Raw genomic sequence first — 26027 nt, 5'->3', positions numbered from 1 at the left:
AAGAAATTTCATCTCGGCGGTTTCAAAAACCTAAAAAAAATACATTTAACAATTGGTATGTTATTTTAAGAGATTGTTACATTTTTTTATTGAATTATATTATCAAAAAAAACTATTTTTGCACTTTATAATCATAACTACTCAATGAACACAACAAAAACAATCCAATCAGCATTAATTTCGGTATTTTCAAAAGAAGGTCTTGAGCCAATTGTTAGAAAACTGCATGAGCAAAATGTGGTTTTTTATTCTACAGGAGGAACCGAGGAATTCATTAAAAATTTAGGAATCCCAGTTATCCCTGTTGAAGATGTTACTTCTTATCCTTCTATTTTAGGTGGTCGTGTAAAAACATTACATCCAAAGGTATTTGGTGGAATCTTAAACCGTCAAGATAATGAAAGCGATGTACAGCAAATGCAGGAATACAACATTCCACAGCTTGATTTGGTAATTGTAGATTTATATCCATTTGAAAAAACTGTAGCTTCTGGCGCAAGCGAAGAAGATATTATCGAAAAAATAGATATTGGTGGTATTTCATTAATTCGTGCTGCCGCAAAAAACTTTAAAGATACCGTAATCGTTCCGTCAATGGATCAATACAGTCTGTTTTTGGACATGATTACTGCTCAAAATGGTGCAACAACATTAGCTGACAGAAAATTATTGGCTACCAAAGCTTTTCATGTTTCTTCACATTATGATGGAGCAATTTTTAATTATTTCAATACTGACGAAACAATCTATAAAGCAAGTATAGAGAACGGACAAGTATTGAGATATGGAGAAAATCCACACCAAAAAGGATTCTTCTTTGGAGATTTTGAAGCAATGTTTACTAAAGTTCACGGTAAAGAATTGTCATATAATAATTTATTGGATGTTGATGCTGCTGTAAACTTAATCCATGAGTTTAAAACTGATGGGCCAACATTTGCAATTTTAAAACATAACAATGCTTGCGGATTAGCGACAAGAGATACTATTTCTGAAGCATACAATGTGGCTTTGGCTTGTGATCCTACCTCTGCTTTTGGTGGTGTATTGATTGCTAATACAACAATTGATGTGGCTACGGCAAATGAAATCAATAAATTATTCTGCGAAGTAGTTATCGCTCCATCTTATGATGCCGAAGCAATTGCTATTTTACAAGAAAAGAAAAATAGAATTATATTAATTCAAAATGATGTTGAATTGCCTCAAAAACAGGTGAGAACGTGTTTGAATGGATTGTTGATTCAAGAAAGAAACAACATCACTGATACTAAAGCGGACTTAAAAACCGTTACTACAACAGCACCGACAGCGCAAGAAATTGAAGATTTGATTTTCGCTTCTAAAGTGTGTAAGAATACTAAATCGAATACGATTGTTTTTGCTAAAAACGGAACTTTAATTTCTTCAGGAACAGGTCAAACATCAAGAGTTGATGCGTTATTACAAGCTATTGAAAAAGCTAAAGTTTTCGGATTCAGTTTAGAAGGTGCATCTATGGCAAGTGATGCTTTTTTCCCTTTTCCAGATTGTGTCGAAATTGCAAAGAAGGCAGGAATTACGGCCGTGATTCAACCTGGAGGATCAATAAAAGACGAATTGAGCATTAATTATTGCAACGAAAACAATCTTGCGATGGTATTTACAGGAACACGTCATTTTAAACATTAATTTGTTTAACTTTGTGCGTAATTTATTTATAACTTTTTAACCCTTAAAAGGCATATGGGATTTTTTGATTTCATGACCGAGGATATTGCGATAGACCTTGGTACAGCAAACACTTTAATCATTCACAATGACAAAGTCGTAATTGACAGTCCGTCTATAGTTGCGCGTGATAGAATATCAGGCAAAATTATTGCAGTTGGTAAAGAAGCCAATATGATGCAAGGGAAGACGCATGAAAACATTAAAACAATCAGACCTTTAAAAGATGGTGTAATAGCTGATTTTGATGCCTCTGAAAAAATGATCAGTATGTTTATTAAAAGCATACCGGCATTGAAAAAAAGAATGTTTACACCTGCCTTAAGAATGGTAGTTTGTATTCCTTCAGGGATTACCGAAGTGGAGATGAGAGCGGTAAAAGAATCTTGTGAAAGGGTAAACGGAAAAGAAGTATATTTGATACATGAGCCTATGGCTGCAGCAATTGGTATTGGAATCGATATTATGCAACCAAAAGGGAATATGATTGTTGATATAGGGGGTGGAACTACTGAAATTGCTGTTATTGCATTAGGTGGAATCGTTTGCGACAAATCTGTTAAAATTGCTGGAGACGTTTTTACCAATGATATTGTTTACTATATGCGTACACAACACAACTTATTTGTTGGAGAAAGTACCGCAGAAAAAATAAAGATTCAAATTGGTGCTGCCATTGAAGATTTGGAAACTCCTCCAGAAGATATGTCAGTACAAGGTAGAGATTTATTAACTGGAAAACCAAAACAGGTTGAGGTTTCTTATAGAGAAATTGCAAAAGCATTGGATAAATCAATTCAGCGAATTGAAGATGCTGTAATGGAAACATTATCACAAACTCCTCCAGAGTTAGCTGCCGATATTTATAATACAGGTATCTATCTTGCAGGTGGTGGATCTATGTTGAGAGGTCTAGATAAAAGAATCTCTCAAAAAACAGATTTACCGGTTTATATTGCCGAAGATCCATTGAGAGCGGTAGTAAGAGGAACAGGAATGGCTCTTAAGAATATTTCAAAGTTTAAAAACATTTTGATTAAGTAATACCTTTTTTACTGAAGTTACTTTATATCTAACATTCAATATATACAGTTAAAAAATGCAGCAAATATTTTCATTTATTATAAAAAACAGTAATAGAATACTGTTTTTGCTGCTTTTGGGTATTTCGTTATCCTTAACTATACAATCCCATTCTTTTCATAGAAGCAAAGTTATCAGTTCTGCCAATTTTTTGAGTGGTGGTGTTTATGAAAAGATAAATTCTGTAGAAGAATATCTTTACTTAAAAGAACAAAATGATGAACTTGCACGGGAAAATGCCAACTTGAAAAGTTTGTTGTTTAAAACTCAAGATTCCACAAAAATTCCTAATCTAGACAGTCTAAAAGGTGTTCTTCCAAAGGATATCATTGTTTCTAAAGTGATTCATAACTCATTTAATGTGTATGAGAATTTTTTAACTTTGAATTCTGGTGCTAAATCAGGGGTAAAGCCTGATATGGGGGTTATTAATAGTCTGGGAATTGTAGGTATCATCGATAATGTATCTACAAATTATTCGACAGTAATCAGTATTTTGAATGTAAAATCTCAAATTAACGCTAAGATTAAAAATTCGGATCATTTTGGAACCTTGAATTGGGACGGTAAAAGTACTGGTTTTGTTAAGCTAATTGATGTGCCAAGATTGGCCAGTGTAAAAAAAGGAGATACTATTGTGACAGGTGGACAATCTGTTATATTTCCTGAAAACATTAACATTGGTACTATTGACAAATTAGAAAAAGACGAGGTAACACATTATTATACCATAACTGTAAAACTATTTAATGATATGACCAATTTGGGTCATGTTTATATTATAAAATCTGAAAACAGCGAAGAAATTAAAAACTTAGAAAACCAAAGAAAAAAAGATGAATAGCACGTTGTTAGTGAACATTTTTCGTTTTGTGCTCTTATTAGCTTTACAAATTCTAGTTTTTAATAATATGAATTTCGGAGGTTATGTAAGTGCATTTCCCTATATACTTTTCATCATTCTTTACCCTGTAAATGGGAACAAAGGGAATTTGCTTATAGCAAGTTTTTTTCTAGGTTTAATTATGGATTTGTTCTGTAATTCGGGAGGTGTTCATGCTACTGCATGTGTTCTTTTGGCTTATTTGAGACCTTTCTTTTTTAAATTTTCATTTGGACTCAGTTATGAATACCAAACTATCAAATTAAATGATGTTTTGACACCAGAGCGATTCACGTTTATTTTATTGGCAGTCATTACACATCATATTGCCTTATTCTTATTGGAGTCTTTTCAAATTACTTTCTTCTTTGACGTTCTACTTAGAACTTTTTTAAGCACATTATTTACTATTTTAACCTGTATTATTCTTATTTACTTAATAAAGCCAAATAAAAGATGAGAAAAGTCTTGTTGCCAGCTTTAATTATTATTGGTGCATCTTTGTTAATCATACGTGTTTTTTACTTACAAATTATTGACGATTCTTTTAAGCTAAAATCAGAAAATAATGCAATTAAAATCAAATATGATTATCCAGAGAGAGGTTATATTTATGATAGAAATGGAGTATTATTAGTGGCGAATCAACCCTCTTATGATATCATGGTAATACCAAGAGAGTTAGATAATACAGACACTCTTGAGTTTTGTAAATTATTAAATATTACAAAGGAAGATTTTATAAAAAAAATAGAGAAAGCCAAAGTTTACAGTCCGAGGTTGCCTTCGGTGTTTTTAGCTCAATTGAATAAAAATGAGTTTGCAGCTTTTCAAGAAAAAATTAGAAAGTTTGAAGGGTTTTATTTCCAAAAACGTGCCTTGCGTGATTATGAAGTTGATTTCGGAGCCAATATTTTTGGATTTATTACACAAGCAAATGAAAAGCTTATTGAAAAAAATAATTACTATAAGAGTGGTGATTTGATTGGTAAACAAGGAGTTGAGGAAAGTTACGAAAAAATTCTCCGAGGTATTAAAGGAGTTAAATATTTTCAAAAGGATAAATTCAACCGAGAAATAGGATCTTACAAAGAAGGAAAGTATGATACAATTGCTGTTCAAGGTGAGGATATAAACCTAACTATTGATGCCGAAATTCAAAAATATGGTGAGCAATTGATGGTTAATAAAAGAGGAGGTATAGTAGCTATTGAACCAAAAACGGGTGAAATCTTAGCACTTGTAACTGCTCCTTCCTATGATCCGGGAATTTTGGTTGGAAGACAACGATCTAAAAACTATACAAAATTATATCGTGATTCTATTGCTAAACCACTTTATGACAGGGGATTATTAGCCGAATATCCACCAGGATCGCCTTTTAAAATTATGACAGGTCTTGTTGGGTTGCAAGAAGGAGTTATGGATGAAGAAACCACTTTTGTTTGTAGTCATGGTTTTTATTATGCTCCAGGTCGATTTCAAGGATGCCATTGCGGCGGCGGTGTTTTGAATCTTCATGTTGGGATTTATAAATCTTGTAATGCTTATTTTTCGAATGTGTATTTGAGAACTATTGGGAAATACAAAAAGACACCTTATGCTGTGGATGTATGGAGTAATCATATTAAGAGTTTTGGATTAGGTCAATTTATGGGTTATGATTTACCAACGGGTAGAAAAGGAAAGATACCTACTTCCAAAACTTATAAAAGAATGTACCCTGGTTGGGGCTATAGTGGAAAAACGATTATTTCCAATGCCATCGGTCAAGGAGAAGTATTAATGACCCCAATTCAATTAGCTAATATGATGTCGGCTGTTGCTAACGAAGGATATTATTACACTCCTCATATTATTAAAAAGATAAAAGGAGAGAAAATCGACACTAAGTTTACAACAAAGCATGTAACGACGATCGATAAAAAATATTTTCCACCTATGATTAGCGGATTGTTTGATGTTTACAACAGAGGAACTGCTTATGCATTAAGAGTGGAAGGAATTGATATTTGCGGAAAAACAGGAACAGCTGAAAACTTTGCTAAAATTGATGGAGTTAGGACAAAAATGCAAGATCACTCTATTTTTGTTGCTTTTGCGCCTAAAGATAATCCGAAAATTGCCATAGCTGTTTTAGTTGAAAATGGAGGTTATGGAGCCACAATTGCAGGACCAATCGCCAGTTTAATGATTGAGAAATATTTGAGAAAAAAAATCACGAGAACAGATTTAGAAACACGAGTATTAAATATTAGTTTGCAGGGCCGATATGCAAAGTTTGGTGGTCTTTCAGAAGAAGTAAAAAAACAACTGCGTATTCAGGATTCTATTAAGGAGAGTAAAATAAAAGCGGCAGCAAAAAAAAGTGACACAACCAAAACGAAAAAATAATACATTCATATCAGATGAAAAATCAAAGTTTATCGAGCAATATTGATTGGATATGTATAATTATCTATGTTCTACTCGTATTCATGGGGTGGTTAAATATTTATTCGTCTTCATTGTCTTCTACAGAGGGAACTTATGAAAAGCAAGCCATATTTATAGCTTTATCAGTTCCTTTGATTTTTATTTTATTATATATTGATGGTAAATTTTATGAAAAATATGCCAGTATCATATTTGTAGTTTCTCTGCTGTCTCTGTTAGGTTTGTTTGCTTTTGGTAAAACAATTGCAGGTCAACGTTGTTGGTATGCAATTGGGAGCTTTACATTGCAGCCCTCAGAGTTTGCAAAAGCTGCTACTTCATTGGCATTGGCCAAATATCTAAGCGACACACAGATCAATTTAAAAGATGTTAATAGACAAATGCAGGCATTGGCAATTGTGTTTTTGCCAGTTATGCTCATTTTGCCACAACCAGACCCTGGAAGTGCTATGATCTACAGTATTTTTATTATTGTTTTATTTAGAGAGGGATTACCATCTTGGTATGTTTGGACAGGTTTTGTTACCATACTGCTTTTTATGTTGACACTGGTTTTAGAACCTCAATATGTTATTTTAATGGCTTTGTTGGTTATTGTTCTAATACATTTCAAATCGAGAATTGGTGATAGAAACATTGTTTTGAGTGCTATTCTTTTTGCGATTATTTCTGGTTTTGTTTTATCAGTAAACTATGTTTTTACTAATGTTTTCAAGCAACACCATCGTGATCGTTTTAATATATTATTGGGAAAAGAAGTTGATATGAAAGGTATTGGATATAATACCAATCAATCTGAAATTGCTGTAGGTTCAGGAGGCTGGTTCGGTAAAGGTTTTCTTGAAGGAACACAAACCAAAGGCGGTTTTGTACCCGAACAACATACTGATTATATTTTTACTACAGTAGGAGAAGAGTGGGGGTTTATTGGTTCCTTGGTGGTAGTTACACTTTTTGCAGGTCTATTTCTTCGAATAATTTATCTTGCGGAAAGACAAAAAACTAAATTTAGTAGAGTATATGGTTATTGTGTTGCTGGAATATTATTCACACACTTTTTTGTAAATATTGCCATGGTTGTGGGAGTTTTTCCAACCATCGGAGTTCCGCTACCTTTCTTTTCTTATGGAGGTTCTGGTTTGTGGGGATTTACCATTTTGTTGTTCATTTTTATTAAAATGGATGCCAACAAAGTAAATGAATGGTAGATCATTCATCCTAATTGAAATTTTAATTTTAAAAATTCGCCTTGTTTTTGGGTATAAAAAAAACCATTCGATTCCGAATGGTTTTTTTGTATAATAAATTCATATTTTTTTACAATCCAAAAGCAGCTTTCACTTGATCTACAAAATCTAATTTTTCCCAAGTAAATAAGTCAACTGTTACCGTTTTAGTTAATCCACCAGGAGCAGAGAATGTTTTTGTAACGGTTTCTGGAGTACGTCCCATATGACCGTAAGCAGCAGTTTCGCTATAGATTGGATTTCTTAATTTCAAACGTTGTTCGATGAAGTAAGGACGCATATCAAAAATAGCTTCTACCTTTTTAGCAATTTCACCATTAGTTAAATTAACTTTAGAAGTTCCATAAGTATCAATAAAAATTCCCATTGGTTTTGCTACTCCAATTGCATACGAAACTTGTACCAAAATCTCATCAGCAACACCAGCTGCAACAAGATTTTTTGCGATATGACGTGTAGCATAAGCTGCACTTCTGTCTACTTTACTTGGATCTTTTCCAGAGAAAGCACCACCACCGTGAGCTCCTTTTCCACCGTAAGTGTCAACAATGATCTTTCTTCCAGTCAATCCAGTATCTCCGTGTGGTCCTCCAATTACGAATTTCCCTGTTGGATTGATGTGGTATTGAATTTTATCATTGAATAAATGAGCGTGCGTTGGGTTTTTTGCAATGATTCTAGGAATCAATATTTCAATAATGTCTTTTTTGATTTTAGCAAGCATAGTAGCTTCTTCGTCAAAATCGTCGTGTTGTGTAGAAATTACGATTGCATCAATACGTGTTGGTTTGTTGTCATCGCTGTATTCTAAAGTAACTTGAGATTTTGCATCAGGACGCAAATAAGTGATTTCATTATTTTCACGTCTCAAAATAGCTAATTCCTGTAATAATTTATGAGATAAATCAAGTGCCAATGGCATGTAATTTTCAGTTTCATTCGTTGCATAACCAAACATCATTCCTTGGTCTCCAGCTCCTTGCTCTTCTTTACTAGCTCTGTCAACACCTTGATTAATGTCTGCAGATTGTTCGTGAATTGCTGAAAGAATACCACAAGAATTGGCTTCAAACATATATTCGCTTTTTGTATAACCAATTTTACGAATCACTTCACGAGCAATTTGTTGTACATCTAAGTAAGTATTTGACTTTACTTCACCTGCTAAAATTACTTGACCAGTAGTAACCAACGTTTCGCAAGCTACTTTTGAGTCAGCATCAAATGCCAAAAAGTTATCAATTAATGCATCTGAAATTTGATCTGCAACTTTGTCTGGGTGTCCCTCACTTACAGATTCTGACGTAAATAAATAAGCCATAATAATTATAAATTTTAAAAATTAATCGAGGAAAAACAATTGCTAGAATGGCTAAAGGAGAGTTTCTGCTTTAGCATTTTTTCTACTGAAAATTTTTCAGCATCCATAATGAATCCATTTCATTATGAAGAGGTTGCAATCAGTTCAAATTTTTCCTCTTGTATTCGGGTGCAAATGTATGAAACCATTTTGAATTGCAAATTATTCTTTTGTTTTTTTTAATTAATTAAGAGGAATTTAACAAACCCTACTAATTCTATAGAATTTATAAAAATAAATTGATTTTTGCTTGGTGGTTTAAAAAATAGTTTGCACTTTTGCTCCATCGAATAGGAAGAAACTGAAACGAATGATATGTAATAGTTGTTTCATGATGATGAAAATTCCTAATAGAGTGTTATTGTAATGATTTAAAAATATAAAAAGAAAAGTCCTCTATTAACAAATAAGATTTTTTGGTTTTAGATAATAAGTGAAGAGATGAAAACGATAGGGAACAAAATGACAATGTGTTGTATGATGTGTATGTGCATCCCAATTCCCTATTGCCAAAAGTGAAGGATTTAATCCTTGTTATAGTCAAACTATAAACCCTTTTGGTAATTCATCCAAAAGGGTTTTTTTATTTCCCGGATTTATTTGAAAATATAAAGCAAAATCATTAAAACTAATAACATAACTTTTTAAAACTTAAAATCATGAGCACACAAAAATTTGCAACAAACGCATTACACGCAGGACATGACGTAACTAAAAATGGCGGAACCAGAGCTGTTCCAATTTACCAAACCACTTCGTATGTATTTAATAATTCTGACCATGCGGCCAATTTATTTGGTCTTGCAGAAGCGGGATTCATTTACACCAGATTAAATAATCCAACCAATGATATTCTGGAACAACGATTGGCAACTCTGGAAGGGGGAATTGGAGCAGTCGTTACCGCTTCTGGATCATCGGCAATTTCGACTGCCATATTAGTATTGCTAAGAGCAGGTGATCATATTGTAGCGTCCAACAGTTTGTATGGAGGAACTTATAATTTATTAAAAGTGACTTTACCTAGATTAGGTATCACAACCACTTTTGTAGATCCAACAGATCCACAAAATTTCACTAAAGCTGCCAAGGAAAATACCAGAGCTTTTTTTGTGGAAAGTTTAGGAAACCCAAAATTAGATGTATTGAATTTAAAAGGGATTTCTGATGAAGCGAAAGCTTTTAAAGTTCCTTTTATAGTCGACAATACAGTCGCATCACCTTATTTACTGAATCCAATTGAGTATGGTGCTGATATCGTAATTCACTCTTTGACTAAATATATTTCTGGAAATGGGACTTCTTTAGGTGGAGTAATCATTGATGCCGGAAAATTTGATTGGAGCAACGGAAAATTCCCTGAATTTACTGAACCTTCTGTTGGTTATCATGGATTGGTTTACCACGAAGCATTAGGAAATGCAGCTTTTATAGCAAAAGCACGTATTGAAGGATTACGGGATTTTGGGGCAGCTTTGAGTCCGTTTAATGCTTTTCAAATTATACAAGGTTTAGAAACCTTAGAAATTCGCATCAGAAGACACAGTGAAAATGCTTTGGCTTTAGCCCAATGGTTGGAACTTCAAGAGGAAGTAGCATGGGTGAATTATCCAGGATTGAAATCGAGTAAATATTATGATTTAGTGCAAGAATATTTACCAAAAGGGCAAAGTGGAGTGGTAACTTTTGGACTAAAAGCTGGTTTTGAGGCTGCTAAAAAAGTGGCGGATAATACCAAGTTGTTTTCCATATTGGCCAATATTGGAGATACCAAATCTTTGATTATTCATCCAGCCAGCACTACACATCAGCAGTTATCAGATGAGGAGCAAATTGCAACTGGAGTAACAAAAGATTTAATCCGACTTTCTGTTGGATTAGAAGATATAGAGGATCTAAAAGCAGATTTAAAAGCTGTTTTTGAAACCATAAAAACCCCTCAATTGGTATAGGAAAGTGTTAGTTTTTGTTAGGTAAAACTGTCTTAGTTATTTGATTTATAATCTAAGGCAGTTTTTAAAAAAATAACTTTAAAAAGTATTCAAAATGGAAAATTTAGAAAAAATAGATCTCTTTAATTTTGATTTAGAAATAGGAAAACAGAAGGCATATCTTCCTTTGTTTTATCAAGTATTTGGTAAACCACTAGGCAGTGCGCCAGTTGTAGTGGTGAATCATTCTTTAACAGGAAATTCTAATGTTACTGGAGAAAAAGGGTGGTGGAGCGGAATCGTTGGGCCAAATCGCGCTGTTGATACCGATTATTTTACCGTTATTGCGTTTAATATTCCAGGAAATGGATTTGATGATAACGGCGAGAATTTGATAGACAATTACCGGGATTATAGTACTCGTGACATTGCACGCATCTTTTGGGAAGGATTATTTTTCTTAAAAGTTCAAAATGTTTATGCAGTAATTGGAGGAAGTTTAGGAGGCGCAATAGCTTGGGAAATGGCTGCTTTACAACCCGATAAAATTGACAACTTGATTCCGATCGCTTCCGATTGGAAAGCTACTGACTGGGTTATAGCCAATGTTTTGATTCAAGACCAAATTCTGAATCATTCTGATGATCCAATTGTTGATGCCCGTTTGCATGCCACATTATTGTATAGAACGCCGGAATATGTAAATCAAAGATTTAAGAGAAGTAAATTGGATGAATTATCCGTTTTGCAGATTGAAAATTGGTTGCTGGATCATGGTTTTAAATTAAAAAGTAGGTATCGATTGGCAGCTTATAAACTGATGAATCATTTACTCAAAACAATTGATATCACTAGAAACAGACCTGATTTTCTAACAGTGGCTAATGCAATTGAGGCCAATATTCATCTTATTACTGTTGATACGGATTATTTGTTTATTGCCGACGAAACGCGTAAAACCTACAGAGAATTGACGAATAAAAAGCAAAATGTTTTTTATCACCAAATTCAATCTATTCATGGTCACGATGCCTATCTAATAGAGTTCAATCAATTATCCGATATTTTGAAACCAATTTTTAACCTTCACAAAGAACAGAGATATGTCAGTGCTTAGAATAAATGTTATCCTTTTTGGAATTGGAAATATAGGGAGTGCATTAATTAATCAAGTTCTAGAAAGTCAGCAATTCTTTCGGGAAAAAAGGAATATTGATTTGCGCTTTCCTATAATAACCAACTCCACTTTGGCTTTTTTTGAAAAAGAAGGAGTTAAAAATGCTTGGGAGGCTAATTTTGACCAATTGGCAATTCCTTTTACAATAGAGGGTATTATTGAATTTGCCCAAAATAAAGGGCTTGAAAATGTAATTGCAGTAGATGCAACGGCAAGTTCAGAGTTGGTGAAACATTATATTCCTCTGATTCAAAATGGATTTAACATTGTTGCGGTCAATCAAAATGCGAATGTATTGCATATTGATTTTTATAAGGAAATACGAAGAAATCTTAAAAAGTTCGACAAGACTTTTTTGTATGAGACTAATATTGAAGCAGGAATTCCGGTCTTAAAGTTAATTAGTGATTTGTATTATTCAGGAGAAAAAATAACTAAAATCAGAGGTGTTTTTTCAGATTCATTGAGTTATGTTTTTAATAGGTTTTCATCCGAGGATGTTCCTTTTTCTAAAATTCTGAATGATGCTGAAAAAAGAGGCTTGCTAAAAAAAGATTTTAGGGATGAGCTTTCGGGTGTTGAAGTTGCAAAGAAACTACTTGTTTTAGCTAGAGAATTAGGAAAAAACACAGAGTTTTTAGATATAAAAATCAGTTCGCTTTTCTATGATGATTTAGAAGGCACAAATCTTAAATCTAAATTTTATTTCGATGCGGATATACTTGATAAATATCTAGAAATAGCGAAAATCACTCAGGTGAAAAATGAGGTGTTACGGTATGTAGGTGAAATTTCTATTGCTGATGAGAAATTGGAAGTAAAGTTGATTTCAGAACCAATTACTTCGGCGATTGGACAATTGAAAGGCTCGGAGACTGTCTTTGAAATCTATACTGAATCTCATGGGAATGTACCAATCATCGTTCATGGTGATAGTTCAAGAAAAAAAACTACAACTATAGCCAGAGGAATTCTAACTGACATTCTAAAAGTGGCTGAAAAAATAAAAATTAAAGAAACAGTTTGGCTTTAGATCTTATAAAAAATACAAATGAAATTAAATTACATTGCTTTTGCAATTCCTTTTTTTGCGTCATTCATGCTTTTGGAATACTATATAAGTAAAAGAAAAAATAGAAATGTTCATCATTTTAATGAAAGTGTTGCTAATCTTAATGTTGGAATCGTAGAACGAATCACAGATCTTCTAACTACAGGAACGTTTTATTTTATTTTTTCTTGGCTCAATGCCAATTTTTCTATTTTCTCAATAGAATCATCGGCCACAACCTGGATTCTTTTGTTTTTTGCAACCGATTTGGTTTGGTATTGGTACCACAGATTAGGGCATACAGTAAACGTTTTTTGGGCAACACATATTGTGCATCATCAAAGTGATGATTTTAATTATACAGCTGCAGCTAGAATTACGGTTTTTCAGGCTGTTGCTAGAGGTTTGTTTTGGTGTGTTTTGCCAATTATTGGTTTCAAAGCAGAAATGATTACCGTTTTGTTACTTATTCATGGAACCTATCCTTTTTTTACGCATACGCAATTAGTGGGGAAATTGGGTTGGCTGGAGTATATTATAGTTACGCCTTCACATCATAGAGTTCATCATAGCAGTAATCCAGAATATTTGGATAAAAATTATGGAGACATGCTGATTATATGGGATAAATTTTTTGGAACCTATATAGAAGAAACTACAGAGCCTCAATATGGATTAACCAAATCGTTGGAGAGTTATAGTTTTTTGTGGCAACATTTTCATTATGTTCTGGAGTTGACAGTTGCATTTAGAATGGCAAAAACATTTAGGAAAAAATTAAATGTAATTTTTGGTGGCCCAAATGACATTGATGAGAGGATACGAGTGTTACTAGAAAGAAAGTTTTCTAATAAAACAGTTGACATTCAATATTCAAAGAAGTTAATAAATGCCATTATATCAAAAACTATTATAACAATGGGGGTTTTGTTTTTCACGATTCTTTTTTCAGAATACATAACAGCATCTGTAATGTTTTTATTAGCCGGATTTATTGTTTTGAGCGTTATAGTAACAGGAGCGATGTTGGAACAGAAAAAATGGATTTTTCATTTAGAATTTTTAAGAATTGGGATTGTAAGTTATGTGGTGCTTTCCTTTTTTCCGAATTTATTATTGCTTTCTGTAATTGTATTATTAGGAATAGTTGGGGTGCTGTTTTATCAAACAATCCATTCAAAATACCAAGATTTTTTGTTTTCGGCTTAAATTGAGGTTTTTTGAACGAAAAAAAACAAATATTTTTAATTGTTTTTGTAACAATTTGTTATAAAAATTTAATATATTTATACAATATCTTGATTTTGAATCGGTTTTGTTTTAATTATTTGTTTCTTAATTATTAAATTTACGTTTAGCATTTGGATTATTGGAAAAAAGTTTAGATATTTGTTAAACAGAAATAAAAAAGAAGAAAATGAAATTTAATGTATGCAATATGTCAAAAAAAGCCATTCAGGTGAAAACCTGCAAGGGGAGGTGTATATAGCTTTATTTTAAATTAAAAATATATAGCAAAAACCTCCCAACGAACTTGGGAGGTTTTTTTTTGGAATTTCAAGGTTAAAAAAAGAACAAGAATAAGTAAAGCAATAATTAAGAATGCAACAACTCGACACTATTAAGATTACCATTTGCAAGGCAAAGAAGATGATGATGTGTAAGTACGCCATGATGTGTGTTTGTATTTGCTGATTCCAAAAGTATAAGTTTATAGGTATAACTTAAACCCTTTTGGATATGTGTCTAAAAGGGTTTTTTGTTTTTCTGTTCTAAAAGGAAAAGGAATAAAAAAAAGGATATACAAGCTGAATAAGCTTTATTTAAAATAACCAAAAAAAAGAAATTATGAGTTCAACAAATTTTACAGCAAAACAGAAAGCCGTTGATATAAAGTTATTCTCTATTTCGGCCAATATTGAAAATATTAAATCCTTGATTATACATCCAGCTAGTATACGATGTCAGCAGATGTCAGATGCAGAGCTGGTCGCCAAGAGAGTAAACAAAGGTTTGATTCGACTCTCGAGAAGAACAGAAGATCGGAAGAATTTAAAAAGCTGTTGTTTATCAAGAATTTTTACAGAATTACAAGTATAAAAGCATAATTGATTTTTTAGGAAACGAAACTCATTGTGCTATAAATAAAACTAAAATATAAGCCACAAAACCAACATTAATTATAAAATAAAGTATCATGAAAACTATAACATATATCACAAACAGAGTAGAGTTACTAAAAAAAGGAATTATAAAAGCAATAAAAGTAGAGCCGTTTAACCCAACAAAAGAGTTGGATCACACAAGATTTCATGTAGATGAAAACTTCGATTTGAAAGCAAGAAAAGGCAAGAGTTCTTTATTGTTTCATATGTACTCTAAAGAAAACGAAACTCTATTTATTTAATAGTGGTTTGATGAGTACCTCAAGAAATGTGTAGGTAAAAATTATTTGCCATGAAATGCACGGATAAAAACACGCAATCCTTTTTTGAATAGAAAAGAAATTCGTGAGAATTAGTGCAATTCATGGCAATTTTTTAATTGATGAACAATCATAGTTCCAAATATGAGTTGAATAATTATTTGGTTGTTTCATAAAATTGTAGTTAATTTGCACCTTTAAGTTCAGAAACGTATTGAAATGTTATAAAGAAAGGCAGAGGGATTAGACCCAGTGAAGCCTTAGCAACCCTTCGATTTATCGAAGAAGGTGCTGCATTCTACCACGCCAAACGTGGAAAGATAACACTAAGAATTCAACTAGTTTTTCTAGCTTTCTTCATAATATTTCCAGGTACAAATCAAAAAATCAAAAAAGATTTGAAATTGGAAAATAAACCAACCACAATAACAATACAAAATTTCACTACCGAAAGTGGTGCTTTTTATGCTACGATCAATTTGAGTTATCATCTTTTTGGTCCAGCATTACATACAGCGCCTATTGTTTTGGTCAATCACGCATTAACAGGGAATTCACAAGTTGTGGGTTTAAAGGGATGGTGGAATGTTCTTATTGGTGAAAACAGAACAATAGATACTAATAAATACACCATACTAGCTTTTAATGTGCCAGGAAATGGTTTTGACGATACTATTATTGAAAACTACTTGGATTTTACGGCTAGAGATGTGGCGAGACTTTTTATAGAAGGGATTAAAGTGCTTCAAATTACTCAATTGTTTGCCATTATCGGAGGGTCTGTAGGAGGCGGAATTGCTTGGGAAATTGCTGCATTGGCTCCACAAATAACAAAACACTTAATTCCGATTGCAACCGACTGGAAATCGACCGATTGGTTGATTGCCAATTGTTTCCTGCAGGAGCAAATTTTAAACAATTCGGCAAAGCCAATTGAAGATGCCCGCATTCATGCAATGTTATGCTATAGAACGCCAGAATCTTTTAAGGCAAAATTTGACCGAACTAGCAATGATGAACTGGCTATTTTTAATATCGAAAGTTGGCTAAATCATCACGGAAAGAAATTACAAAAACGCTTTCAGCTTTCAGCTTACAAGTTGATGAATCAATTACTGAAAACAATAGATATTTCCAGAAACAGGGAATCTTTTCTTACCGTAGCGGCTCAAATAGAAGCTGATATCCATATTATCGGAATCAATTCGGATTTGTTTTTTACAGTAAATGAAAATAAAGAGACATACGAAACATTAAAAAAGCACAAAGAGAATGTAACGTTTCAAGAGATTGATTCCATTCACGGACACGATGCTTTCTTGATTGAATATAAACAATTAGACAATTTGCTTAAAGGAGTTTTTTAAGCTAGAAAAATATATCAAGATGAAAATATTAAAATTTGGAGGAAAGTCTTTGTCAAATGGAGACGGAATCAATAAGGTGGTGGCAATTATTGCTGGGAAAGTGAATAATGGAGAACAGATTGCAGTTGTAGTTTCGGCACGTGGAAATGCTACGGACGAATTGGAAGAGATATTGGCTTTGGCTTCTAAAAACGGTGATTATAAACCGCTTTTTGAGGATTTTAAAAGCTACCAACAAGATGTTTATGATGATGTAGATTTGTCTGAGGAGTTCAATAAATTGGAAAAACTTTTTGAGGGAGTTAGTCTAATTGGCGATTATAGCGTGAAAATTAAGGACGAAGTATTGTCTAAAGGAGAGTTGATTTCGGCTAAATTGCTTACTGCTATTTTAGTTAAAAATGGAATAAAAGCTAATTTTTCCGATACGAGAGAATTGATAAAAACGGACTCGAATTACGGTGATGCGCAACCGGTTGAACAACTTTCAAAGAAAAATGTAGTGGCTTATTTTAAGGAGCATAATGGAGAGACGGTGAATGTTGTCACTGGTTTTATTGGTTCTAATAGTAAAAATGAAGCCACAACTTTAGGAAGAAATGGTAGTAATTATACAGCTTCGTTGCTGGCAAATTATCTTGATGCGACGGAACTTCAAAATTACACTCACGTTGACGGAATTTATACTGCCAACCCTGAGTTGGTTTTGGATGCCAAAAAAATTGATCATTTGACGTTTAATGAAGCGAATGAGTTGGCCAATTTTGGTGCAACAATTTTACATGCGAAGACTATCATTCCTTTATTGGAAAAAAATATTCCGCTTCGTATTTTGAACACTTTTAATTACGAAAACCAAGGGACGCTTATTACTTCAAACCCAAATAAAGAAGGTATTAAAACGCTTTCGGTTCTTGAAAATGTGGCTTTGGTAAATTTGGAAGGAAGAGGATTACTTGGAAAAACAGGTGTTGATGCCCGTATTTTCAAAGTGATGGGTGATAATGATATTAGTGTGAGTATCATTTCACAAGGTTCATCCGAAAGAGGAATCGGAATTGTGGTTGATGCTGATAAAGCAACTCGCGCGATGATTGAACTTGAGCGCGAATTTGAAAATGACTTTTATTCCAAAGATGTCAATAAAATTACGGTTACGGACAATGTTTCGGTGATTTCGATTATCGGACAAGATTTGAGTACGTTTCATAAACCTTACACGGCTTTAATCAAAAATAAAATTGTTCCTATTCTTTTCAACAACACGGTTACGGGTAAAAACGTGAGTTTGGTGGTTAGAAAATCAGAGTTAAACAAAGCTCTGAATGTAATTCACGGAGAGATTTTTGGGGTTTCCAAAAAAATCAATATTGCAATTTTTGGTCACGGATTGGTAGGAGGAACGTTGATTAACCAAATTTTGGAATCGGCTGGAGCTATCGAAAAACGCAAAGGAATCAAACTGAATGTTTTTGCAATTGCTAATTCAAAAAGTGTGCTTTTAAATAAAGAAGGCGTTTCTCCAAACTGGAGAAATGAAATTCAAACCAATGGAACTTCATATACTATTGATGATGTTATTGCTTATGCAAACGAGAATCACTTGGAGAATTTGATTGCGATTGACAACTCTGCATCTACTGTTTTTGTTGAAAATTATATCAAATTGGCTGAGAATAGTTTCGATTTAATTTCGTCCAATAAAGTGGCTAATACGTTGAGTTACTCATTTTACAAACAGTTGAGACAAGTATTGGAAGACAATCAAAAAACGTATCTTTATGAGACGAATGTTGGTGCTGGTTTACCATTGATTGATACAATAAAATTATTACACCTTTCGGGTGAAAATATCACCAAGATAAAAGGAGTATTCTCAGGAACATTGAGTTATTTGTTCAATAATTTCTCTGCTAAAGATGCTCCGTTCAGCGAAATATTAAAAGAAGCAATCGATAACGGTTACACCGAGCCAGACCCAAGAGAAGACCTTTGTGGAAACGATGTGGGTAGAAAATTATTGATTTTGGCGAGAGAATTGGACTTGCAAAATGAATTTGAGGAGATTTCAATTCAGAACTTAATTCCGGAGCATTTGCGCGAAGGTGATGTTCCTGATTTTTTAAACAAATTGACAGAGTTTGATCCTATTTATGCTAAAATAAAAGCAGATCAACAACCGAATCACGTGTTGCGTTACATCGGGGAATTGTCTGGTGATTTGCAAAATGATAAAGGAAATCTGGAAGTAAAACTGGTTTCAGTACCAAAAGATACCGCTTTGGGTGGATTGAAAGGTTCGGATTCATTCTTCGAAATTTACACAGAGTCTTACGGAGACCGACCAATCGTGATTCAAGGAGCAGGAGCGGGATCGGCTGTAACGGCGAGAGGAGTTTTTGGAGATATTTTGAGATTGTCTGACAAAGGATAGGGATTTAAGAATTAAGGCAGCAGAATTTAGATTTAAGATATAAACAAATTATAATGAAAGTAACACTTAACAGAGTAAACGACAACTTCCATTTTGAATTAAAAAACGAAAGAGGTCATATTGTAAATGTAGATAGTCGTCCTGAATTTGGCGGAAATGATATGGGACCTAGTCCAATGGAATTAGTATTAATGGGCGTTGCAGGTTGTAGCGGTATTGATATGATTTCGATTCTAAAGAAACAACGCCAGGAAATTACCTCTTTCAAAGCTGAGGTTGAAGGCGAACGTGTGCAGGTAGATGAAGCAAAACCTTTCAAAGATATTCATGTAGTGTTTTATTTGGAAGGTCAAATCGTCGGGGAGAAAGCGGCCAAGGCGGCACAACTTTCTTTCGAGAAATACTGTTCGGTTTCTAAAACATTGGAACCAAATGTAACCATTCACTATAAAGTAGTTGTGAACGGAAAAGAATTAGAGAAAATCTAAGACCAACCACCACAAACTATTAACCATAAACTTATTAAAATGAGCGAACAAGAATTTGGTTTTGAAACACAGGCCATACGTAATCAATTAGAAAGAACACAATTTTTAGAGCATTCAGTGCCTCTGTACTTAACGTCTAGTTTTGTATTTGAAGATGCAGAAGATATGCGTGCTTCTTTTGCAGAAGAGAAAGATAGAAATATTTATAGCCGATACAGCAATCCAAATACCAACGAATTTGTAGATAAAATTTGTGCGATGGAAGGTGCTGAGGCCGGTTTTGCATTTGCATCTGGTATGGCGGCAGTTTATTCTACTTTTGCAGCTTTGTTGAAATCAGGAGATCATATTGTTTCTGCCAGCAGTGTTTTTGGTGCAACCCATTCTTTGTTTGTGAATTATTTTCCAAAGTGGAATATTGAAACATCCTATTTTGACCTTACTAAACCAGAAACTATTGAGAGTTTTATAAAGCCAAATACGAAGATACTTTTTGCCGAATCACCAACCAATCCAGCTGTCGATATTATTGATTTGGAACTTTTAGGAGCTATTGCCAAAAAGCACAATCTGATTTTAATTATTGACAACTGTTTTGCTACTCCATACATTCAGCAACCGATAAAATGGGGAGCACATTTGGTAGTACATTCTGCAACTAAGTTGATTGACGGACAAGGAAGAGTATTGGGAGGAGTCACAGTTGGAAGATCAGATTTGATACAAGATATTTACCTGTTTTCTCGACTTACAGGACCTTCATTATCCCCTTTTAATGCTTGGGTATTATCCAAAAGCTTGGAAACTTTGGCTATTCGTGTTGACCGACACTGTGAAAATGCATTGAAAGTAGCTGAATTTTTGGAAAGTCATCCAAAGGTTAATAGCGTAAAATACCCATTTCTGAAATCACATCCACAATACGAAATTGCCAAAAAGCAAATGAAGTTAGGTGGTAACATCGTTGCTTTTGAAATCAAAGGTGGACTCGAAGCAGGAAGAGCATTTTTGGATAAAATAAAATTGTGTTCGTTATCTCCAAATTTAGGTGATACGAGAACAATCGTTACACATCCGGCCTCTACAACTCACAGTAAATTGACCGTTGAAGAACGTTTGGCGGTTAGTATTACTGATGGATTGGTGCGTGTATCCGTAGGACTTGAAACCGTAGAAGATGTTATCGCCGATTTGCAGCAAGCGCTTTCTTAAAGATAATTGATTTTAGAATGATGATTAACGATTTTAGCTTGTAGATTTTCAACTTAACAACTATCGTTAATCATCATTTGTTTTTGAAATTTGATTTGCAATTTCTTTGCCATATGAAACCAAGATTAATCATTTTATCGGATTTGTGGGGAAAAGAAAAATCAGATTGGGTTTCTGGTTATGTTGAATTGTTGAAAGATAAATTCGAAATTAAATATTACGATTGTTGTGAATTAGGGGAAATTGACAAAACAAATTTTTTCGAAGAAAATCTCCACAATCAGTTTGTCAATGGAGGAATAGAAAAAGCTATTGAAAATCTTTTGAAAACTGAAAAGAATCAAATCGATATTCTTGCCTTTAGTATTGGTGGAACAATTGCTTGGAAATCTGCTTTGAAGGGGTTACATATTAGAAGTTTGTTAGCCGTTTCATCAACAAGATTACGATATGAGGATAAAATTCCTAATGGAGCAATAAAACTTTATTATGGAGAAAATGACTTTAATAAACCAAACGATAATTGGTTTGAAAGACATTCGATTGATTTTGAAATTATAAAAAATAAAGAACACAATTTTTATACTGAAAAAGAGTGTGCAATTTTAATTTGCAATGAAATTTTAAAATAGTTTCATACAATTTGCTGATAAAAGGATAAAGTTTGTAGTTTCGTAAACATAATTTATAAACGACTTGTTTCGATTCCAAAAAATCATAAATCATAATGCTTTCAAAGAAAACAAAATATGGAATAAAGGCACTTACTTTTTTGGCTCGCCAAAAAGATAATACACCTGTTCAAATTGCCGAAATTGCAAAAAATGAACATATTTCAATAAAATTTTTGGAAAGTATTTTGTTATTGCTTAGAAACTCTGGTTTTCTTGGAGCAAAAAAAGGAAAAGGCGGTGGTTATTACCTGATAAAAGACCCAAAAGATATCAGTATGGCCAAAGTATATCGCATACTTGAAGGGCCAATTGCTTTGCTTCCTTGCGCAAGTCACAATTTTTATGAAAAATGTGATGATTGTGATGATGAATCTACATGCGCTGCACGCCGATTAATGGCTGAGGTTAGGGATAATACCCTTAAGGTTTTAGAAAGTAACTCCCTCGCTGATATTGCATTTTAGGCTACTAAATTTTATTTAAAAAAAATTTTGAATTTAAAAAAAAGTGTTACTTTTGCAAAGTAATCTACTAAGCCGATAGGGTAATAGATTTTAAACAAATGAAAAAAAATAATAAAATGAGTGATGAAGTAATTCCAAATGTTGGAACAACAAAACAAGACGTAACTTTTAAGAAGCGCTTATGGGTAATTATCCCAGTTATTTTATTAGTAGGTCTTATATCTATTTTGATTTATAATCACCATGCTGAGTTTACTTGGTCTGGATTTGTATCTGGGTTTAATCAAGAGTTTTTGGTTTTTTTCTGCATTGGAGTTTTTGCACAATTGGTAGATGGAACTTTAGGAATGGGATATGGAGCTACTTCGACTTCCTTTTTATTGGCATACGGAGTTCCACCGGTAGTGAGCAGCACAGGTGTTCACGTTGCTGAAATGTTTACCACAGGTGCTTCTGCGATATCACATCATCGATTTGGAAATATTAATAAAAAACTGGTAAAACACCTTTTAATTCCGGGAGTTTTAGGGTCAATTACAGGGGCTTATTTGTTGTCGGATATAATTGATGGAGATGTAATTAAGCCTTTTATAGCAGTCTATATGATAATATTGGCAGTTATTATTATCAAAAAAGCATTGGTTAAAAATATTGTGAAAAAGAAAACGAAACGATTGGATATTCTGGCTTCTTTTGGAGGATTTATGGATGCTGTTGGCGGCGGCGGATGGGGGCCAATTGTAACTTCTACTTTATTAGGGCGTGGTAGAAATCCTCGTTATACTATTGGATCGGTAAATGCGGCTGAGTTTGCTGTTTCTTTTGCCAGCGGAATCACTTTTATGCTTTTCGGTGGAATACACGGATGGCAAGTAATTATGGGTTTAATTCTGGGTGGAGTTATAGCGGCGCCACTTGGAGCTTATTTGGTTAACAAAATCAAGAGAAAGCCTATGATGATTGCAGTGGGAATATTAATTATCATTTTGAGTTTAAAAACATTATCTAAATTATTATAATGAGTGCAGCGATAGCAAATACTTTATTAGAAAAAACTGCGGGTTTCACGATTGAGGAAACTTTGGCTTTTTTGGCTAATGAGTACAAAGGGAAAGTGGTTTTTTCGACTTCATTTGGTCAGGAAGATCAGGTAATAACTGCTTTAATTGCCAAAAACGAATTGCCAATTACCATTTTTACATTGGATACCGGCAGATTATTTCAAGAAACCTATGATGTTTTTCATAGAACGATTAAAAAATACAAAGTAGCGATTCAATCTTATTTTCCGGAAGCCAGTGATGTAGAAAATCTGTTGAATACAAAAGGACCGAACAGCTTTTACGAATCGGTGGAGAACAGAAAAGAATGTTGTTTTATTCGAAAAGTGGCGCCGTTAACCAAAGCTTTGAAAGGAAATGAGGTTTGGATTACTGGTTTACGTGCCGAACAATCGGAAAACAGAAATGATTTGGTAGCATTTGAATATGACGCTCATTTCAATATCATAAAATTCAATCCATTGTTGAAATGGAGTTTGGAAGATGTTCAAAAATATATTGATGAGAATAATGTGCCACAAAATGCTTTGCATAAAAAAGGGTTTGTAAGCATCGGTTGTGCACCATGTACTAGAGCAATTGCTGAAGGAGAAGATATCAGAGCAGGAAGATGGTCGTGGGAATCCAGCCATAAAGAATGTGGATTACATCAAAAATAAAAGTTTAATCGTTTATAAGTTTAATCGTTTAACGGAAAACAGATAAACAAATTACCAAATAATAATGAGTTCAGTTTTAAAAACAAATGCTTTAGAAAGCGAAGCAATTTACATATTCAGAGAAGTAATTTCTCAATTTGATAAACCCGTTTTGCTTTTCTCCGGCGGTAAAGATTCAATTACATTAGTGCGTTTAGCGCAAAAAGCATTTTTCCCAGCTAAAATTCCTTTTCCATTGTTACACGTGGACACAGGACACAATTTTCCTGAAACGATTGAATTTAGAGATAAATTGGTAGCCGAATTAGGATTGGAATTAATCGTTCGTAATGTGCAAGATGCTATTGATGAAGGTAAAGTAGTGGAAGAATCAGGGAAATACTCAAGCAGAAACAGTTTGCAGACAACTACATTATTAGATGCTATCGAAGAATTCAAATTTGATGCTTGTATAGGTGGAGCACGTCGTGACGAAGAAAAAGCAAGAGCCAAAGAACGTATTTTTTCTGTTCGTGATGATTTTGGTCAATGGGATGAAAAAAATCAACGTCCTGAATTGTTTGACCTTTTGAACGGAAAAATTGAAAACGGTCAAAACGTGCGCGTTTTCCCAATTTCAAACTGGACTGAATTGGATGTTTGGAGTTATATCGAACAAGAGCAAATCGAAATTCCATCGATTTACTTTTCACACAAACGTAAAGTTTTTTTGAGAGACGGTTTAATTTGGTCACACTCTCCTTTTGTGTACCAAGAAGAAGACGAACAAATCGAAGAAAGAATTGTTCGCTTCAGAACCGTTGGAGATATGAGTTGTACCGCCGCTGTTGAATCGTATGCAGCAACCATTCAAGAAGTAGTTGGAGAAATTCGTACTTCAACTATTTCTGAAAGAGGAGCCAGAATTGACGATAAACGTTCTGAGGCAGCGATGGAAAAAAGAAAACAACAAGGGTACTTTTAAAATTATTTTAAATTATAAATTTTGAATTATTTAGAAAGCATTTAAAATTTAGAATTCAACATTTAAAATAAAAAATCAAATTCAATATTTAAATTAAAAAAACTGATGGAAGTTTTAAAAATAGCAACAGCAGGAAGCGTAGATGACGGAAAGAGTACTTTAATCGGAAGATTGTTGTACGATACAAAATCATTGACTACAGATAAGATTGAAGCAATAGAAAAAAGCAGTAAGCAAAAAGGATACGATTATTTAGATTTTTCTTTGGCTACCGATGGTTTGGTTGCAGAGAGAGAACAAGGAATTACAATAGACGTAGCGCATATTTATTTTTCTACAGCGAAAAAAAGTTACATCATTGCCGATACTCCAGGTCACGTAGAATATACTCGTAATATGGTTACCGGAGCTTCGACTTCACAAGTGTCTATTATTTTGATAGATGCCCGTAAAGGAGTAATTGAGCAAACATACCGTCACTTTTTTATCAATAATTTATTGAGAGTAAAAGATGTGATTGTTGCGGTAAACAAAATGGATTTGGTTGATTATTCGGAAGAAGTATACAACAAAATCAAAGCCGACTTTCAAGCATTAAACGCTAAAAGCGCTTACAAAGAACAAAACGTAAGTTACATTCCGTTAAGTGCGATCAATGGTGGAAATGTGGCTGACAGATCAGAGAATATGCCTTGGTACACTGGACAAACTGTTTTGGAGCATTTGGAAGGTTTGGAGCCAAAAGATATTTACGAAAATGGAAAAGCACGTTTCCCTGTTCAGACGGTTATTAGACCAAAAACTGAGGAATATCACGATTTTAGAGGATATGCCGGAAAATTAGTTGGAAACAATATTAAAGTAGGAGATGCTGTTACAGTATTGCCTTCATTAACAGAATCTAAAGTGACAAACATTCACTTTTTTGACCAACAGTTTGATGAAGCTACAGCTGGTTCTTCGATCACTATTGAATTAGAAAATGACATCAATGTGACGAGAGGCGATATGATTGTAAAATCAAGTGAGCTTCCTAAAATTGAAAAAGATATCACAACAACAGTTTGTTGGATGGACAATAAAAAATTAGTGGCAGGAGCAAAATATTTTGTACAGCACAACAGTAACAGAGTTTTGGCAAAAATTGACAGTGTGAAAAACGTAATCGCAACTGATTATTCTGGAACAACTCCAGCAACTCAATTGGCTATTAATGAAATTGGAGAAGTAACCATTAAATTAAGTAAAGCTATCTATTTTGATGCTTACACAGAAAATAAATCTAATGGAGCCTTCATTTTGATAGATGCTGCAACCAACACAACAGCAGGAGTTGGTTTTATTAAATAGTTGATGGTTTTTAGTTAATAGTTATGATATAAATAGCCATTAGCCAGCAAC

The 26027-nt window shown here is 33.6% G+C and carries 23 protein-coding genes and 1 riboswitch; of the genes, 22 read left to right on the top strand and 1 reads right to left on the bottom strand.

Features of this window, described 5'->3' with window-relative positions; all coding sequences use genetic code 11:
* Window positions 1-144: 144 nt before the first annotated feature.
* The 6 genes from purH to rodA are packed head-to-tail and all read left to right on the top strand — an operon-like array spanning window position 145 to window position 7320.
* On the top strand, window positions 145-1671 hold the full coding sequence (purH, locus tag J2W95_RS17000) for a bifunctional phosphoribosylaminoimidazolecarboxamide formyltransferase/IMP cyclohydrolase (RefSeq protein WP_310009168.1): 1527 nt from the start codon (window positions 145-147) through the stop codon (window positions 1669-1671).
* 54 nt (window positions 1672-1725) lie between these two features.
* Window positions 1726-2754, top strand: a complete 1029-nt coding sequence (locus J2W95_RS16995) for a rod shape-determining protein (RefSeq protein WP_268847984.1) — start codon at window positions 1726-1728, stop codon at window positions 2752-2754.
* A 55-nt stretch (window positions 2755-2809) separates the two neighbouring features.
* The gene (gene mreC / locus J2W95_RS16990; protein ID WP_310009166.1) at window positions 2810-3637 is read left to right on the top strand and encodes a rod shape-determining protein MreC; all 828 of its coding nucleotides are present in this window, start codon (window positions 2810-2812) and stop codon (window positions 3635-3637) included.
* Window positions 3630-4136 carry a rod shape-determining protein MreD gene (locus J2W95_RS16985; RefSeq protein WP_310009164.1) on the top strand — a complete coding sequence of 169 codons (507 nt, stop codon included), beginning with the start codon at window positions 3630-3632 and terminating at the stop codon, window positions 4134-4136. The genes mreC and J2W95_RS16985 overlap by 8 nt, the downstream gene beginning before the upstream one ends.
* Window positions 4133-6070: a penicillin-binding protein 2 gene (gene mrdA, locus J2W95_RS16980; protein WP_310009161.1), complete on the top strand. Its 1938-nt coding sequence runs from the start codon at window positions 4133-4135 to the stop codon at window positions 6068-6070. The genes J2W95_RS16985 and mrdA overlap by 4 nt, the downstream gene beginning before the upstream one ends.
* 14 nt (window positions 6071-6084) lie before the next feature.
* Complete coding sequence (gene rodA / locus J2W95_RS16975; protein WP_310009159.1) at window positions 6085-7320, top strand: rod shape-determining protein RodA; 1236 nt, start codon at window positions 6085-6087, stop codon at window positions 7318-7320.
* 109 nt (window positions 7321-7429) lie between these two features.
* On the opposite strand, the gene metK is transcribed toward rodA, so the two are convergent.
* Window positions 7430-8680, bottom strand: a complete 1251-nt coding sequence (gene metK, locus J2W95_RS16970) for a methionine adenosyltransferase (protein WP_310009157.1) — start codon at window positions 8678-8680, stop codon at window positions 7430-7432.
* Between the two features lie 698 nt (window positions 8681-9378).
* On the opposite strand from metK, the gene J2W95_RS16965 reads away from it, so the two are divergent.
* From J2W95_RS16965 to J2W95_RS16890, 16 genes are all read left to right on the top strand, one after another.
* A complete protein-coding gene (locus J2W95_RS16965) occupies window positions 9379-10671 on the top strand; it encodes an O-acetylhomoserine aminocarboxypropyltransferase/cysteine synthase family protein (protein ID WP_310009155.1) in 1293 nt (430 codons plus the stop codon).
* A 94-nt stretch (window positions 10672-10765) separates the two neighbouring features.
* Window positions 10766-11767, top strand: coding sequence for an alpha/beta fold hydrolase (locus tag J2W95_RS16960; protein ID WP_310009152.1), 1002 nt, complete (start codon window positions 10766-10768; stop codon window positions 11765-11767).
* Window positions 11754-12860 (top strand): homoserine dehydrogenase family protein, encoded by a 1107-nt coding sequence (locus tag J2W95_RS16955; protein ID WP_310009150.1) that lies wholly within the window; start codon window positions 11754-11756, stop codon window positions 12858-12860. The genes J2W95_RS16960 and J2W95_RS16955 overlap by 14 nt, the downstream gene beginning before the upstream one ends.
* Before the next feature lie 18 nt (window positions 12861-12878).
* Window positions 12879-14087, top strand: a complete 1209-nt coding sequence (locus J2W95_RS16950; protein ID WP_310009147.1) for a sterol desaturase family protein — start codon at window positions 12879-12881, stop codon at window positions 14085-14087.
* A 639-nt stretch (window positions 14088-14726) separates the two neighbouring features.
* Window positions 14727-14978: a PLP-dependent transferase gene (locus J2W95_RS16945; protein ID WP_310009145.1), complete on the top strand. Its 252-nt coding sequence runs from the start codon at window positions 14727-14729 to the stop codon at window positions 14976-14978.
* Between the two features lie 97 nt (window positions 14979-15075).
* Entirely contained in the window at window positions 15076-15285 is a 210-nt protein-coding gene (locus tag J2W95_RS16940) for a hypothetical protein (RefSeq protein ID WP_310009142.1), read from the top strand.
* Between the two features lie 237 nt (window positions 15286-15522).
* Window positions 15523-15630, top strand: a riboswitch (SAM riboswitch).
* A gap of 77 nt (window positions 15631-15707) precedes the next feature.
* Window positions 15708-16670 (top strand): alpha/beta fold hydrolase, encoded by a 963-nt coding sequence (locus tag J2W95_RS16935; protein ID WP_310009140.1) that lies wholly within the window; start codon window positions 15708-15710, stop codon window positions 16668-16670.
* Between the two features lie 19 nt (window positions 16671-16689).
* Window positions 16690-19104 (top strand): bifunctional aspartate kinase/homoserine dehydrogenase I, encoded by a 2415-nt coding sequence (thrA, locus tag J2W95_RS16930; RefSeq protein ID WP_310009138.1) that lies wholly within the window; start codon window positions 16690-16692, stop codon window positions 19102-19104.
* A 53-nt stretch (window positions 19105-19157) separates the two neighbouring features.
* Complete coding sequence (locus J2W95_RS16925) at window positions 19158-19592, top strand: OsmC family protein (RefSeq protein WP_310009136.1); 435 nt, start codon at window positions 19158-19160, stop codon at window positions 19590-19592.
* Window positions 19593-19631: 39 nt separating this feature from the next.
* Window positions 19632-20804 (top strand): trans-sulfuration enzyme family protein, encoded by a 1173-nt coding sequence (locus J2W95_RS16920; protein ID WP_310009134.1) that lies wholly within the window; start codon window positions 19632-19634, stop codon window positions 20802-20804.
* Between the two features lie 113 nt (window positions 20805-20917).
* Window positions 20918-21436 (top strand): alpha/beta hydrolase, encoded by a 519-nt coding sequence (locus tag J2W95_RS16915; RefSeq protein WP_310009132.1) that lies wholly within the window; start codon window positions 20918-20920, stop codon window positions 21434-21436.
* Window positions 21437-21531: 95 nt separating this feature from the next.
* Window positions 21532-21942, top strand: coding sequence for an RrF2 family transcriptional regulator (locus tag J2W95_RS16910; protein ID WP_310009130.1), 411 nt, complete (start codon window positions 21532-21534; stop codon window positions 21940-21942).
* A 98-nt stretch (window positions 21943-22040) separates the two neighbouring features.
* Window positions 22041-22961 (top strand): sulfite exporter TauE/SafE family protein, encoded by a 921-nt coding sequence (locus J2W95_RS16905; RefSeq protein ID WP_310009128.1) that lies wholly within the window; start codon window positions 22041-22043, stop codon window positions 22959-22961.
* On the top strand, window positions 22961-23662 hold the full coding sequence (locus tag J2W95_RS16900) for a phosphoadenylyl-sulfate reductase (protein ID WP_310009126.1): 702 nt from the start codon (window positions 22961-22963) through the stop codon (window positions 23660-23662). Before J2W95_RS16905 ends, J2W95_RS16900 begins: the two co-directional genes overlap by 1 nt.
* A 64-nt stretch (window positions 23663-23726) precedes the next feature.
* Entirely contained in the window at window positions 23727-24626 is a 900-nt protein-coding gene (gene cysD / locus J2W95_RS16895) for a sulfate adenylyltransferase subunit CysD (RefSeq protein WP_111411121.1), read from the top strand.
* Between the two features lie 105 nt (window positions 24627-24731).
* Complete coding sequence (locus J2W95_RS16890) at window positions 24732-25976, top strand: sulfate adenylyltransferase subunit 1 (protein ID WP_310009122.1); 1245 nt, start codon at window positions 24732-24734, stop codon at window positions 25974-25976.
* Window positions 25977-26027 lie beyond the last annotated feature (51 nt).

Source organism: Flavobacterium granuli, from assembly GCF_031456055.1.
GTDB classification, from domain to species: Bacteria; Bacteroidota; Bacteroidia; order Flavobacteriales; family Flavobacteriaceae; genus Flavobacterium; species Flavobacterium granuli_A.
This window is presented reverse-complemented; position numbering and strand designations above follow the sequence as displayed.